Here is a 15265-nt window from a genome sequence, read left to right as displayed (position 1 = left end):
TCATCAAAAGTGAGTGCTTTTTTTATACTTGTAAAAGTCATTGTTCATAATTAAATCATAATTTATAACTATTATGAATAATATTTTTGAACTCAATCCTTATTTTTGTTGTATATACAAGTTAATATGAAGTTACTAATAGTCGAAGACGAACCAAATCTTTTATCGATTTTACGTAAAGGTTTTGCCGAAAATAACAACGAAGTAAGTGTGGCTCTTGATGGTAAAACTGCCCTTGAGATGATTGACAATTATAACTTTGATGTTGTCGTTTTAGATGTTATGTTACCGGATATTAACGGAATAGAGATTTGCAGAAGACTTCGCGCCAGTAAAAACTTTGTACCTATTTTACTTTTAACGGCTTTAGGAACTTCTGAAAATATTGTAACGGGACTTAATTCCGGTGCCGATGATTATTTGGTAAAGCCATTTAAATTTGGAGAACTTGATGCCCGTGTAAACGCCCTGCACAGAAGAGCACATCAGGAAACCGATAAAATTGACGTGATTACTATTGGCGATTTAGAAATAAACGGACGTGCCAAAACAGTTAAAAGAGATGGAGAATCTATTATTTTAACAGCAAAAGAATTTAAGCTCCTGTATTATTTGGGTAAAAATGCCGGAAGAATTGTTTCTCGCGATCAGATTTTAGATAATGTCTGGGACATTAATTTTGACATGAATACCAATGTTGTTGATGTTTATATTACCTATTTAAGAAAAAAAGTAGACAAGCCTTTTAAAACTAAACTAATTCATACCATGAAAGGTTTAGGTTACGTTATAAAGCCATAAAATGGATATTAGAAAAAAAATTACTTTTACTTATGTAGCACTTTCTACCTTTAGTACCTTGCTATTGAGTATTATAGTATTTGTTTTATTTAGAGAAAATAACCGTTATCATTTCTTGAAAAGGCTGGAAGACCGTGCAAAAATTGTAGCTTCTATTCATTTTCAGCATGATCCCGAAAAAATCAAATATTACAGCAATTTAAAGAAAAACGGGCTTGAGGAACTTATTGAAGAAGAAGAATATGTTCTTAAAATAAACAGTGCCAATAGTTTCGATTATAATACTAAATTAAATCTTCCAAATAAGTTTTATTCTAATATCCTTGCAACCGGAGAAGACTATTTTGAAGTCAACAGCAAATATTATCTTGGACAGGTTTTTACAGAAAGAGACCAAAAATATATTGTAATTGTTGGCGCGCGCGACCGCAGAGGAAAAACTACAACCGTTTATATTATCAAAATATTGCTTTTTGGCGGTATTGGTTTTATACTTCTGGCTTTCTTTTTAGGTCGTTTTCTGGCTAAAAGAGTTATAAATCCTGTAGCTAGAATAACAAAAGAAGTAAACAGAATCAGTGCTTCAAATCTTCATAATCGATTGCCGGCAGTTAAAAACTCTGATGAGATTTCAGATTTAACAGAAACCTTCAACGATATGCTTGACAGGCTTGAAACATCATTTGAAATTCAGGCCAATTTTATCAATAATGCTTCACACGAATTAAAAACGCCAATTACTACGATTATTGCCGAGGCAGAAATTATGCTGCTAAAAGAACGTGAAGTAGCAGAATATATAGAATCATTACAAAACATATACGGACAGGCTTCAAGATTAGGAAACCTCACCGAAAGTTTATTAAAACTGACTCAAACGGGTTACGATGGAAATAAACAGGTTTTGGATATAGCCAGAATCGATGAATTATTGTTGGACGTAAAATCTGATTTAGATAAAATTTTCCCGGACAACCGTGTGAGTATTAAAATGAATTTTGCGCCAAAAGATTCTAATTTACTTTTAATTCCATGCAATAAACCGCTTTTAGAACTGGCGATTAATAACATTATAACCAACGGCGTTAAATATTCAGACAACAATGAAGTATTTGTAACGCTTTCGGCAAATCAGGATGCGATTAAAATTTCGATTAATGATATCGGTATCGGAATTCCGCCAGAAGATATTCCGCATTTGTATGAACCTTTCTTTAGAGGTAAAATTGCTGCCAAATATATAGGTTACGGTTTAGGTCTTCCATTGGCTTCAAAAATCATTCGCATGCACGACGGAGAAATACAAGTACAATCAGAACAAAATAAAGGTACGATTGTAACCATCATCTTTAAAAAAACAAATCCGAAAAAGAACAACATTAAAAATTCTAATGTTGAATCTTAGAAAAATCTAATTTAAGATTAAGACCCTTCTAATTTTCAGGCAGTTATTTTGTATGTATAAACTAAAAGAGTATACATATGAAAAATTTCCTAATACCTACTACTTTAAAAGATGATACAATTTCTGCTGTAAAATCAGCAATTAGTCAGGCAAAAGAATCAGGCTGTGAAATTGTTCTAATGATGGTTTCTGAAACTCCGGATGCCTTTTCATCATCTAATTTTTTAAGAGAAATGAGAACCGGACTTACCAAAAGTCAGGAAGAAGTTCTGGAAACCTGCAGATATATGATTGATCATACTAAAAACTGCAAAATCAAAATCCATAATCAATACGGACTTTCGTCTCCCATTTTTAGAGGAATCATCGAGCATTTTGCTGTAAAATTGGTTATTCTGACCCATTCTTATAAACAGGAAACAAAGCGCATTCACCAATATTTAGTGCAATTAGCGGCAAATCAAAAATGCCCGATTCTGCATTTAGGAAACGAACAGTTCAAACAAGACTTCACAAAAGCACTTTATATCGAAAACAGCAGTGCTAATATTCATGTAAAAGATGTTCAGCAGTATTTAAATGAGAATTTCTCGTATGAAATTGTAAGCCAGACTTCAAAAATTGATGATAATTACGAAGAAGTTGCGCCTTACTTAACCGAAGCCATTTCGAAATACGAAATAGATTTACTGGTAGAAACCCGTAAAGGCGAAAAAATCAAATTTAAAAAAGTAAAAAAACAAGACATTAATGAAAAACTGGGACTTCCGGTGCTTTCATTATATGAGGAGCTGGCTTAGTTTTTTTCATAATCATTTAATTGTATTAATATAAATCTAACGTGCCGCTAGGCACCCCAATATTGGTAGAAAAATAATTGATAATAAATTCAAAACGTGCCGTAGGTACGCAGGAAATAATAACATAGCGTACCTACGGCACGTCAATGAAATTTAAACTCATTTATTGTCTACCAACGTTATGTGCCTAACGGCACATGCAAACTGTAATATTAATTTAATTTAAAACCGAAAATATGTTATTAAGAAAAAGAATACCAATGAAGTACGTTCTCGGGAAAATTAAAGTAGAAATTGCTCTGGTATTGGCTTACACCGTACTATTTGAAATATTTCACCATTATTTTGTTACACTTCCCGTAGATATTCCAATTGCGATTCCAACCATGATTGGAACCATTATATCTCTATTATTAGCTTTTAAATCCAATCAGGCTTATGACCGCTGGTGGGAAGCCCGAATTGTGTGGGGAGCCGTTGTAAACGATTCGAGAACCTTAATTCGTCAGGTGCTGACGTTTTATAAAGACCCTGATTTTTCTGTTGAAGCAAGCGAATTCAAAGAAAACTTTGCCAAAAGACAAATCGCCTGGTGTTATAGTTTAGGAGAGTCGCTTCGAAACCGAGATGCTATAAAACCGTTAAAAGGTTTAATGAGCGATGAAGAAATAAAATACATCAAGAACCATCAAAACGTTCCAAATGCTATTTTAATGCTTCATGCACGCGATCTGCGAAATGCTAAAATCGAGAAGAAAATCAATATGTACCAGCAGGTTGAAATTGATAATACGCTATCGAGATTATGTGACGAAATGGGAAAATGCGAGAGAATTAAAAACACCATTTTTCCAACCACATACAGCATGTACATTAGGCTGACCTTGTGTTTGTTTATTTTATTACTGCCGTTTGGACTGACTAGTGTATTAAGCTGGTTTGCAATTCCGTTAATTACAGCAATTGGTGCGGCTTTCTTTTTGATCGAAAGAATGGCAATTCATTTACAGGATCCGTTTGAGAACAGACCAACAGATACGCCTGTTACAGCAATTGCTAATACAATTGAAAAAAATATCAAGCAAATGCTGAACGAATATCAAAGTGAATTTGATATACTGAAAGAATTTGATCTAAACGACGAACCTAAGAAAGTCGAAAAAGACGCTTATTTCGTTTTATAACTTTTTAATTTTGGTCTCTTTAATTAATTGTTGGCCGGATGGTGAGTAGTTGCACTGTCCGGTTTTTTTATAAAAACATATTTTCTAAATACTTTTTGCCAGTCTTCCTAAAGTTCGAATAGATTCACGCAGTTCATTCGTCCACGGAAGTCCAAAACTCAAACGCATACAATTTGAGAATTGATCCTGAAAAGAAAAAATTCTTCCCGGTGCAATGCTTATATTATGTTTTAATGCCAAATGATAAAAAGCAGAAGTGTCGATTTTTTTATCCAGTTCAACCCAAAGGAAAAATCCGCCTTGAGGCTGGCTTACTTTTGTACCAGCCGGAAATGATTCTAAAACTGTATTGATGTAATTATTGCAGTTTCGGTTCAGGATTTGGCGAATTTTGCGGAGATGATTTTCATAACGTCCGTTTTTTAAAAAATCGCCTACCACTTCATGCGTAATAGTAGGAGAGGAGATCGTATGATATAATTTTGCTCTCAGAATTTCTTTTTTAAATTTTCCCGGAGAAACCCATCCAACGCGATAACCCGGTGCCAGAGTTTTAGAAACCGAACTGCAGCAAAGTACAATACCGCTTTCGTCATAGGTTTTACAGTTGGTTGGTCGGCTTGAGCCAAAATATAAATCGCCGTGAATATCATCTTCAATTAATGGAACATTATAGAAATCCATCAAGCGGACAATTTCTTTTTTGTGTTCATTCGGCATCATACTTCCAGACGGATTGCTGAAATTGCTCATCAAAACACAAGCTTTAACTTTGTTTGCCGAAAGTGTTTTTTTAACAGCTTCCAGTTCAATTCCCGTTGTCATATTAGTTGGAAGTTCCATTACATACAAACCTAAAGATCTGGCCAATTGCAGAATGCCAAAATACACCGGACTTTCGGTAATAATTGTGTCTCCCGGTTTTGTCAAAGCCAGTAAACAATCTGAAATAGCCGAAATACAGCCGGGAGTTGTAATAATATCTTCTTCAGTCAAAGAACCGCCCCATGTAAAAGACCAGCGCGCAATCTCTTTTCTTAAATTACTGTTTCCCTGAATTTCCTCATAACTCGTGCCGCTGTTTGGTAATTGGCGCATTGCCTGAACCATTCCTTTATTCAGCTTTGCTATTGGTAACAGTTCATTTGAAGGAAAGCCAAGCGAAAGCATCGTTAAATCTTTTTTGCGCATATCGCCGTAAACCAAATCGACTAAATCTTCGCGTTCAATATTTTCGACACTTAAAATTGGTGTGCTGGCAGAAGGTTCTGAAATGATTCGTGCCGAAATATTACTCACATAATAACCAGACTGCGGGCGCGATTCAATCAGCGAACGGCTTTCGACTTCATAATAAGCTTTGCTTACTGTACTCATACTATAACCCGTTTCTGCACAGACTTCTCTTATCGACGGCAGTTTGTCGCCAACATTTAAAAGACCTGATTTGATTTGTTTTTCAATCACGTCTGCAAACTGTAGATATAAGTAATTTGAGTTTCCCATAAAATTAAACTGTTATGGTGCAATTTACAAAAACTGTATCTGTATTGCTATTTTATTTTTTAGAAATTTGTCTCTTCAAAAAACAATAACTGTCGTGAAAACCACTAAATATTACATCGCTGCAATTACTGCCTATACCACTTGGGGATTTTTTAGTTTGGTTTTAAGACCAATACACGAATATCCTGCGCTGGATATTTTGTTTTATCGCGTTTTCAGCTGTAGTATTTTAATGCTTTTAATTACCTTTTTGTTTAAAAGAAAAGCATTTCAGGAAACCATTGCAATTTTCAAATCCTTATCTGATTCTGAAAAGAAAAAAGCAGTTTTATTAAACATTGGCGGGAGTTTCTTTTTAATGGCGAACTGGTTCACGTTTATTTATGTAATGAATCATGTAAGTGTAAAAGCAACTTCTCTGGCTTATTTAGTGTGTCCAATTTTAACCACACTACTGGCATTTTTTATCTTAAAAGAAAAACTGGCAAAAACACAATGGCTGGCTGTTGGTTTAAGCATTTTAGGATGTTTGTTATTGTCCTATGCCGATATTATGGATATGTTTTTCAGCATTATTATCGGTTTTACTTATGCATGTTATCTGGTAAGCCAGCGTGTTAACAAAGGTTTTGACAGGTTCATTGTACTGACATTTCATATTACTTTGGCAGCTATTTTATTATTCCCTTTTTATCCGGAATACAGCGGGCCTATTCCAACTGAATTTAAATTTTATTTCTGTATAGAAACCATCGCCATTGCATTTACAATTATTCCATTGTTCCTAAACTTGTACGCCCTTTCAGGAATCAACTCATCAACCGTTGGAATGTTGTTAAATATAAATCCGATGATTGCTTTTTTATTAGCAAATTTTGTCTATCACGAAAAAATCAGTGCTTTGCAAATCAGTGCTTACGGCATTATTTTTATTGCAGTGTTAGTTTTTAATTCACATCATATTTTTGCTATAAAACAGAAATATATCCTGTCGTCTAAAGATTCTCACTAAGTTAATCTTGTATTTTTTATTGGTTTAAGGTATAAAATTACGAGAATCTTAACAGGAATATTAAACAGGAATGAGTATTTTTCATTCCTGTTTTTTTATGCAGTAAAATGAAATACAGACCGCAGGTTGTACAGATTAAACGGATTATTTTCTTTATGTAGAAAGTCAGCCACGAATTACACAAATTTTCACGAATTCAAATTGATTTAAGAATCAGTATGAATGAAAATAAATTCGTGAAAATTTGTGTAATTCGTGGCTGTAAAAAAAACTTTTAATCTGTATAATCTGCGGCAAAAAATAAAAATAAAAACCGAATCTCTATTATATGAAACCAGCTAAACTTCAAGCCTTTACTCCGTTGTTTTATTTAGTGTGGTCTGACGATCTTTTGACTCAAAAAGAATTTTCGACACTAAAAGAATTTATAAACTCCTTAAATGTTTTATCACAAGAAGAAAAAGAATATTTATTGTCTAAAGTAGATATTTCAAATCCGCCTTCACGAAACGAACTCACACAATGGAAATTAGACATTGAAAAAAGTATTCAGGATAAATTTTCAATCAAATCAATTTTTGATATTGCAGAAGCGCTTTCGGGAAGTGATTTAGATTTAACGCCAATTGAATCAGATTTTATAAAACTTGAAAATGATCTTGGAATTTTAGGCGAAGAAGCGCTTCAGAACTTTAAAACAAAAGCCGATTCTTTTACCGCAAATTCACATACTATAAGCAATTTTGATATTCAGAAAATAACTGAATTTCTGGATGGGAAAGAAGCACCAATTATAAAAAAGGTAAAATCGGTTATTTCCCGACCAGAGTTTGCATACGAAACTTCTACAGATATTAACGTTTTCCGCCAGACGGTTTACAATTGGTGTAAAATCCTGGCCGATGAAAACTTAGGAAATATGGCATATCCAAAAGAATACGGAGGCGGAGGCAATGTAGAAGATTATTTCGCAATTATGGAAACGCTGAGTTATCACGATTTAAGTTTAGTGATAAAATTTGGCGTTCAGTTTGGACTTTGGGGCATGAGCGTTCAGTCTCTTGGAACCGAAAAACATTATGCTAAATATTTAAAAGATATAGGTTCGTTAAAACTTCCGGGTTGTTTCGCAATGACCGAAACACATCACGGATCGAACGTAAAAGGTCTGGAAACTACTGCAACTTATAATCATTCAGACAAAACTTTTACCATACATACACCAAACAAAAATGCTCAAAAAGAATATATTGGTAACGCAGCAGTTCATGGGCAGATGGCAACGGTTTTCGCAAAATTAGTTATAGACGATCATGATTATGGCGTAAATGCTTTTGTAGTGCCATTGCGTGACACAAACGGGAATACGGTAAAAGGTGTAACAATTGGCGACTGCGGTCATAAAATGGGATTAAATGGAGTAGACAATGGAACAATCAGCTTTGATAATGTCGTGATTCCAAAAGAAAATATGCTGGATCGTTTTGCTTCTGTAAACGATAAAGGAGAATTTGAAAGTCCAATTCCGAGTGATAACCGAAGATTTTTCACCATGTTAGGAACTTTGGTAGGAGGAAGAATCGGGATTCCGCGTTCAGCTTTAGCAGCAGCCAAATCCGGATTAACTATTGCCATTCGTTACAGCGACCAGCGCCGACAATTTGGTCCTGAAGGCGGATCTGAAGTTCCAATTTTAAATTACAGAATGCACCAGCGTAGATTATTACCGCATTTGGCAAAAACCTATGCCGTTCATTTTGCGCTTCAATACCTTACCAAAAGATTTTTGAATAAGAAAGAAGAGGAAATGCAGGAAATAGAAGCACTTGCTGCAGGAATGAAATCCTATTCAACCTGGAGTACAAGAGATATCTTGCAAGAATGCCGTGAAGCCTGCGGCGGAAAAGGTTATTTATCTGAAAACAGAATTGATGCACTTAAAAACGATACTGAAATTTATACCACTTTTGAAGGCGATAATACAGTTTTAATGCAGTTAGTAGCTAAAAACCGTCTGTCTGAATTTAGAAAGTCTTTTGGCGAAATGGGATCTTTGGGAATCATCAATTATGTATATGAAAATGCCAAAACCGCAATTACAGAAAAAAATCCAATCGCAACGCGAAGAACAGACGACGAACATTTACTTGATACGGAGTTTCATCTTCAGGCTTTTGTACATAGAGAAAAAACAATTCTGGCTTCGGCAGCAAGACGTATCAAGAAATTAGTCGACGGCGGATTAGAAGCCTACGATGCTTTTAATGTTGTACAGCATCAAATGATCGATGTAGCTCAGGCTTATCTGGAACGTATTGTTTTAGAACAGTTTCAGGAAGCTGTTAAAATAATCGAAGACGAAAATTCAAAGCAAATATTGACAAAATTATATCAGTTATATGCGCTTTCGCAGATAGAAAAAAACAAAGCCTGGTATTTGGAAGACGGCTATATGGAAGCTGTAAAAACCAAGGCAGTCCGCAAAATTGTAAACCAGCTTTGCTGGGATATTCGTCCGGATGCCGTAGCGTTGGTAAATGCCTTTGATATTCCGGAAAGCTGTTTAGCAGCGCCAATTGCAGTTTAGATTTTAATCTGTGCTAAAGAAATCTTAAATAGCCCGTGGTTTCACCACGGGCTATTTTTGAAAAAATTACCAGTTTCCTTTCAAACCTTCTTTTAGAGCTTCATTATATTTGGTTAAATCAAAGCTGTATAAATCCGGGGCTTTGTGCGCACCGCCTTTACGCGATTCGTCTAGTTTAATAAGAATATCATAACGAAGAATTTTTCGATAAAAATTACCGCGATTCAGTTTTTTGCCCAAAATAGCTTCATACAATTTTTGAAGTTCCGGCATTGTGAATTTTTCCGGCAGTAAATTATAACCAATGGGATGATTATTGAGCTGTTCTCTAAGAGTAAGCAGTGCTTTATCAAAAATTGTTCTGTGATCCATCATAAATTCTGGCAGAGTTTCAATCAATTTCCATTCGACTGCATTTGAGTATTGGTCAATTCTTAATTTTACCTGCGAATGTTCTGCAAGGGCATAATAACCAATAGAAACAAAACGCTGTTTGTTCCAAATGCTGTCATCGTAAGCCTCAAAAGCGCTTTCAGATCTTTTTAAATTTCCAAAAGTGTAAAACTGCTGTAAATAGATATTTTCGGTTCCGGTTCTGTCTTTTAAAATTCGTACTGCGGCATCATCTACATTTTCATCTTTTTGTACATAACCGCCGGGAAGTCCCCATAAATTCTGATCCTTCATATTTACGGTAAGAACATGAAGTGCATTTTCGTAAAAACTAAAAATAACACAGTCAACAGAAAGTGACGGAATATATTTTTCCCAAGCTTCGGCAGACTGTTGTTCAAGTAATTTCTTTAGTTCCATTTATTTCTATTTGTTTCAAATTTAATCTATTTAAGAATTTAAAAGCACTGCAAATCTCCAAAACTTTATTTTTTGCCAATAAAACCAGCATTTTTAAAGGTTTTTTGCTTCTGGGTATTTTTTAATGTATTTCATGTTACGCTGTGAATACAATAGTTTTAATTGTTTTTAATTGTGATAAATTAAAATTTAACCTGTTTTATTTGTTGAAACGAAAAAAAGTAATTAATATTGCTTCATAATGAAGCAATGAAAAAAAGCTGCATATTAAAACTTTACTATTTTCTAAACCACATTTTAGTTTCCCTTATGAAAAAAACAATTATAAAAACAGCACGAGTATCACTTTTGACTGCTTTAGTGATTTCGAATTTATCATGGAACAGTGTTTCTGATGATGAAAATAATCCGCCTTTTCTAACAGTAAAAGGATTTACTTTTAGAGATTTAAATAAAAATGGAAAACTGGATATTTATGAAGATACCAGACTTTCGATTCACGAACGTGCTGTCGATTTGGTCAAAAAAATGACTGATGAAGAAAAAGCTAATTTTTTAATGGGAACGGGAATGCCAGGTTTTGACGGAATAAAACCTGTAGTAGGAGCAATTGAAGGACGTGTTCCGGGTGCTGCAGGAGGAACTTACGAAATTAAACGTTTAGGAATTCCGGCCATTATTGTGGCTGACGGACCTGCCGGACTTAGAATAAAACCTATTCGTGAGAATGATAAAAATACGTATTACTGTACTGCTTTTCCTGTTGGAACTGCTTTAGCTTCAACATGGAATGAATCGTTGATTGAAAAAGTAGGTAAAGCAATGGGAAATGAAGTAAAAGAATATGGGGTTGATGTATTGCTGGCGCCAGCTTTAAACATTCACAGAAATCCTTTGTGCGGCAGAAATTTTGAGTATTATTCTGAAGATCCGCTGGTTTCTGGCAAAATTGCTTCGGCGATGGTAAAAGGGATTCAGTTAAATGGAGTAGGAACTTCAATTAAACATTTTGCAGCTAATAATCAGGAAACCAACCGCCTTTCAATCAATGAACACATTAGCGAAAGAGCCATGCGTGAAATTTATTTAAAAGGTTTTGAGATTACTGTAAAAGAATCAAATCCATGGACGGTTATGTCTTCGTATAATTTGATTAACGGAACTTATACTTCGGCAAGAAAAGACCTTCTAACAGATATTCTTCGTAATGAATGGGGGTTTAAAGGGATCGTTATGACAGACTGGTTTGGAGGTTTTGCCGGAGCACAATCTATTATGGCAGGTTCAAGCAATGTTACAGAACAGCTGAGTGCCGGAAACGATTTATTAATGCCGGGAATCGAAGCACAAAAGAAAGCCATTATTGAAAACATTAATAATAAAAAATTATCTAAAGAAGTTGTAGACAAAAATGTAGAAAGGATTCTCGAATTGGTTTTGAGATCGCCAATTATGGAAAACTACAAATACTCAAACAAACCCAATTTAAAGGAAAATGCACAAATTACCAGACAAGCAGCATCTGAAGGAATGATTTTGCTGAAAAATGATAAAAATGTGCTTCCGTTTACGAACAAAAAAGGAAAAGCAGCCGTTTTTGGAGTTACATCATATGATTTTATTTCTGGAGGAACCGGAAGCGGAGACGTAAACGAAGCTTATACAGTCTCTTTATTAGATGGTTTAAAAAATGCAGGTTACTCAATTGATGAAGAATTAAAAACAACTTACACACCATTTGTTGCAAAGGTAAAAGAAGCAGAAATGGAAAGCCGTAAAAAAGAAGGTTTTCTGGCTTTACCAAAAAGACTTCCTGAATTAAAATTGGAAAAACAAGAAATTGCAAAACACGCCGCATCATCAGAATTGGCAATTATAACTATTGGTAGAAATTCTGGAGAAGGAGGCGACCGCAAGGTTGATAACGATTTTAATCTTGCTCAGGATGAGGTAGAATTAATAAATAATATTTCTGAAGCTTTTCATTCAAAAGGAAAAAAAGTAGTTGTAATTTTAAATATAGGCGGTGTTATAGAAACTGCAAGCTGGAAAGATAAAGCTGATGCCATTTTACTTTCATGGCAGCCAGGGCAGGAAGGAGGAAATTCAGTAGCTGATGTTTTTTCAGGAAAAGTAAATCCGTCTGGAAAATTAACTATGACTTTTCCAATGAAATATGAAGATACACCATCGGCAAAAAACTGGTTAGGAACTCCTGCAGACAATCCGACAAATGTGACGTACGAAGAAGGCGTGTATGTTGGATATCGTTATTACAATACCTTTAATGTAAAACCATCTTATGAATTTGGTTTTGGAAATTCATATACAACATTCAATTATTCTGATGTAAAGTTAAGTTCATCGGTTTTTAATAATGCAATGACAGTTTCGGTTACAGTTAAAAATACCGGAAAAACAGCAGGGAAAGAAGTAGTGCAAGTATACTTGTCTGCACCTTCAAAATCTATCGATAAACCAAAAGAAGAATTAAAAGCTTTTGCAAAAACAAAAGAATTAAAACCAGGTGAAAGTGAAACTTTACAACTGGTATTATCACCAAAAGATCTGGCTTCTTTTTTAGAAAATAAAAATGCCTGGATTGCAGAAGCAGGAACTTATAAAGTTTTGGTTGGTGCTTCATCTTTAGACATTAAAAAAACGGCTGAATTTACAGTATCAAATGAAATTGTGGTCGAAAAAGTAAAAAAAGCTTTTGAACTCGACACTCTATTTAAAGAGTTAAAACAATAATAAATTAAGTAATTGGTTTTTGTAGCAAATTAATGTTTTAACTAAAAATTCCACTTGAATATTCGAACAGAATAATTAAGTGGAATTGTCTTTTTTATATCATTTTGTAATATGAAATAAGTTTGCTTATATCTCTTTTGGAAATAATCGGCTTTAAATCATTGTTTTATTGAAATAATTTGATTTTTCAAAATCCTGAATGTTGATAGAAATTACAGGAACTTGTGGAAGTAAAGAGTTTAGTTTTGTTACGATTACTTTAGATAAATTCCCTTTTTGATCGTCGTTTCGGCCTTCCATTATATAACTAAAAACGTGTATAAAATCATCCAGAGTATTTCCGTTGTTGTAATAACTAAAAGGATTGATGCGTACTTTAATTTCAGATGCTGTAAATAATCCAGTTGATAAAGCAGCATCAAAAACTTCCTGCATTATATCATCTGCAGATTTTAACCGAATTACATTCTCTGAACAATCAATTATAAAGTGCGGCATAATTTTAAGTTTTAGATTAAATTTTTATTGTAACAAAATTATGAAAAACGATACTTGTAATACGTGGTAGAAAAGATATTTTTCTATTTTACACTTTAGTATATTTGTGCGTTTCATTTATCTCTTTATTAGTTTGAAAAATCTATTTCTGTTATCTTTTATAGTTCTTATCTGCTTTCCGGTTTTTGCGTTGGATAGTACTGATACTATTTTAACTAAGCTCAATTTTGCTTTAAAAAATAAAGAGCATTATGTAAGGCTGAAAGAAGAACGAATTTTGAATTTCAAAAAAATAAAATCTGATAACTTAACTCAGGAACAAGAATACAATTACAATAAAACTTTATATACAGAATATCAAAAATTCAATTCAGATTCGGCAATATTGTATGTAAAAAAGAATTTGAAGATTGCTGTACAGCTTCAAAATAAAGAACTGGAAGATCTGGCTAATCTGCAATTAGTTACCTTATATTCATCTTCAGGAAAATACCGCGAATCTGAAGCCATTTTGAAAAGCATCAACAAAAAAACACTTTCGGCACATTTACTGCCTACTTATTATATTTCTTATCGCGAGTTTTTTGAACATTATGCGGCAAACAGCTACAATGAGGAATACCGCCTGCAGATTATAAAATATAGAGATTCGCTGCTTAAAGTTTTAGATCCTAAAACATTAGATTATAAAATCAACAGAATCCAGCAGAACATTTTTCTTAGAAAATTTGGTAATACACAAAAGCAATTACTGGCATTATTAAAAAATACACCAGAAGAGAATCCGCAGTATGCTATGATTACCTATTTGCTTGGTAAAATTAATGAAGCAACAAACAATCTGGAACTTAGAAAGAAATATTATGCACTTTCAGCTGCATCAGATTTAAAAAATGCGAATAAAGATAATGCTTCATTGCAGGAACTGGCTTTGGTTTTTTATGAAATTGGCGATGTAGATATGGCTTACAAGCTGACACAATCAGCCATTGAAGATGCTTTATATTGCAATGTACAATTCCGTACACTTTTAATGTCAGAAGTATATTCGATTATCAATACCGTTTATTTAGAGAAAGAAGCCAAACGAAAAACCGAATTACAGTTATACTTAATCTGTATCAGCCTATTATCTGTTTTTTTAGTTGCCGCAGTAATTTATGTTTACAAGCAAATGAAAAAGGTTTCTAAAATTCGTGCTGAATTGTATGAAACGACTCAAAAACTGGCAAAATTAAATAAAGAAATAACCGAGACAAACGAACAGCTGCAAGAAACCAATTCGCAGTTATCAGAATCTAATCATGTTAAAGAAGAATACATTGCGCATTTTTTCAGCCTTTGTTCTACTTATATAAACAAACTTGAGAATTACCGTATCATTTTAAATAAAAAAGCAACGGCTAAACAGTTTGATGAAATTTACAAAATGCTAAAATCGACTACTTTAGTTGATAACGAACTCGAAGAGCTTTACAAGAATTTTGACATTATATTTCTAAATCTTTATCCAACGTTTGTAAAAGATTTTAATACACTTTTAATTCCCGAAGAACAGATTGTTCTAAAACAAGGAGAACTGCTGAATACGGAGCTTCGAATTTTTGCTTTAATCCGACTTGGAATTACAGACAGTGTTAAGATAGCGGCATTTCTTCGTTATTCTTTAAGCACAATTTACAATTACAGAACACGAGGCAGGAATAAAGCCGCAGTTTCGAGAAATGATTTTGAAGAAATGGTCATGAAAATTGGCTCAATGGCATTGAAATCCTAAAAAAACATTTTAAAAGTACTACTTTTTTTAGTGCTTTTTTTTATTTATTTAATTGTTAATCAATAATTTAATTTTTTTAATCACTACTTTTTTGCGTTTAAAAATATAACATGTACGATAACGTTTTA

At 33.7% G+C, this 15265-nt stretch carries 11 protein-coding genes; 8 read left to right on the top strand and 3 right to left on the bottom strand.

All coding sequences use genetic code 11. The features are described from left to right. Positions 1-126: 126 nt before the first annotated feature. The 4 genes from ACTJIW_RS07715 to ACTJIW_RS07700 all read left to right on the top strand — a co-directional run bounded on the left by ACTJIW_RS07715 (position 127) and on the right by ACTJIW_RS07700 (position 4190). Positions 127-801, top strand: coding sequence for a response regulator transcription factor (locus tag ACTJIW_RS07715; RefSeq protein WP_012025383.1), 675 nt, complete (start codon positions 127-129; stop codon positions 799-801). Between the two features lies 1 nt (position 802). Then, positions 803-2206 (top strand): HAMP domain-containing sensor histidine kinase, encoded by a 1404-nt coding sequence (locus ACTJIW_RS07710; RefSeq protein WP_440715979.1) that lies wholly within the window; start codon positions 803-805, stop codon positions 2204-2206. A 77-nt stretch (positions 2207-2283) separates the two neighbouring features. Beyond that, entirely contained in the window at positions 2284-3006 is a 723-nt protein-coding gene (locus tag ACTJIW_RS07705; protein WP_440715978.1) for a hypothetical protein, read from the top strand. A gap of 236 nt (positions 3007-3242) precedes the next feature. Then, positions 3243-4190, top strand: a complete 948-nt coding sequence (locus ACTJIW_RS07700; protein WP_012025380.1) for a bestrophin family protein — start codon at positions 3243-3245, stop codon at positions 4188-4190. Positions 4191-4274: 84 nt separating this feature from the next. On the opposite strand, the gene ACTJIW_RS07695 is transcribed toward ACTJIW_RS07700, so the two are convergent. After that, positions 4275-5696, bottom strand: a complete 1422-nt coding sequence (locus ACTJIW_RS07695; RefSeq protein ID WP_012025379.1) for an aminotransferase-like domain-containing protein — start codon at positions 5694-5696, stop codon at positions 4275-4277. 94 nt (positions 5697-5790) lie between these two features. On the opposite strand from ACTJIW_RS07695, the gene ACTJIW_RS07690 reads away from it, so the two are divergent. Both ACTJIW_RS07690 and ACTJIW_RS07685 read left to right on the top strand, forming a co-directional pair. Further along, positions 5791-6708: an EamA family transporter gene (locus tag ACTJIW_RS07690; protein WP_440715977.1), complete on the top strand. Its 918-nt coding sequence runs from the start codon at positions 5791-5793 to the stop codon at positions 6706-6708. A 328-nt stretch (positions 6709-7036) separates the two neighbouring features. After that, positions 7037-9295, top strand: a complete 2259-nt coding sequence (locus ACTJIW_RS07685) for an acyl-CoA dehydrogenase family protein (RefSeq protein WP_440715976.1) — start codon at positions 7037-7039, stop codon at positions 9293-9295. Between the two features lie 66 nt (positions 9296-9361). On the opposite strand, the gene ACTJIW_RS07680 is transcribed toward ACTJIW_RS07685, so the two are convergent. Next, complete coding sequence (locus ACTJIW_RS07680) at positions 9362-10108, bottom strand: NUDIX hydrolase (RefSeq protein WP_440715975.1); 747 nt, start codon at positions 10106-10108, stop codon at positions 9362-9364. A 309-nt stretch (positions 10109-10417) separates the two neighbouring features. Between ACTJIW_RS07680 and ACTJIW_RS07675 the strand changes: the two genes are divergently transcribed. Further along, positions 10418-12862, top strand: coding sequence for a glycoside hydrolase family 3 C-terminal domain-containing protein (locus tag ACTJIW_RS07675; protein WP_440715974.1), 2445 nt, complete (start codon positions 10418-10420; stop codon positions 12860-12862). 153 nt (positions 12863-13015) lie between these two features. Here ACTJIW_RS07675 and ACTJIW_RS07670 read toward each other — a convergent pair whose 3' ends face one another. Continuing rightward, positions 13016-13360 carry a 5-carboxymethyl-2-hydroxymuconate Delta-isomerase gene (locus tag ACTJIW_RS07670; RefSeq protein WP_073409263.1) on the bottom strand — a complete coding sequence of 115 codons (345 nt, stop codon included), beginning with the start codon at positions 13358-13360 and terminating at the stop codon, positions 13016-13018. Positions 13361-13493: 133 nt separating this feature from the next. Between ACTJIW_RS07670 and ACTJIW_RS07665 the strand changes: the two genes are divergently transcribed. Next, positions 13494-15137, top strand: coding sequence for a DUF6377 domain-containing protein (locus ACTJIW_RS07665; protein ID WP_073409264.1), 1644 nt, complete (start codon positions 13494-13496; stop codon positions 15135-15137). Positions 15138-15265: the final 128 nt, after the last annotated feature.

It is taken from the genome of Flavobacterium sp. 22659 (assembly GCF_052044235.1).
Lineage (GTDB): Bacteria > Bacteroidota > Bacteroidia > Flavobacteriales > Flavobacteriaceae > Flavobacterium > Flavobacterium johnsoniae.
Note: the sequence above shows the minus strand (reverse complement) of the source record. Positions and strands in the feature narration are given on the sequence as shown.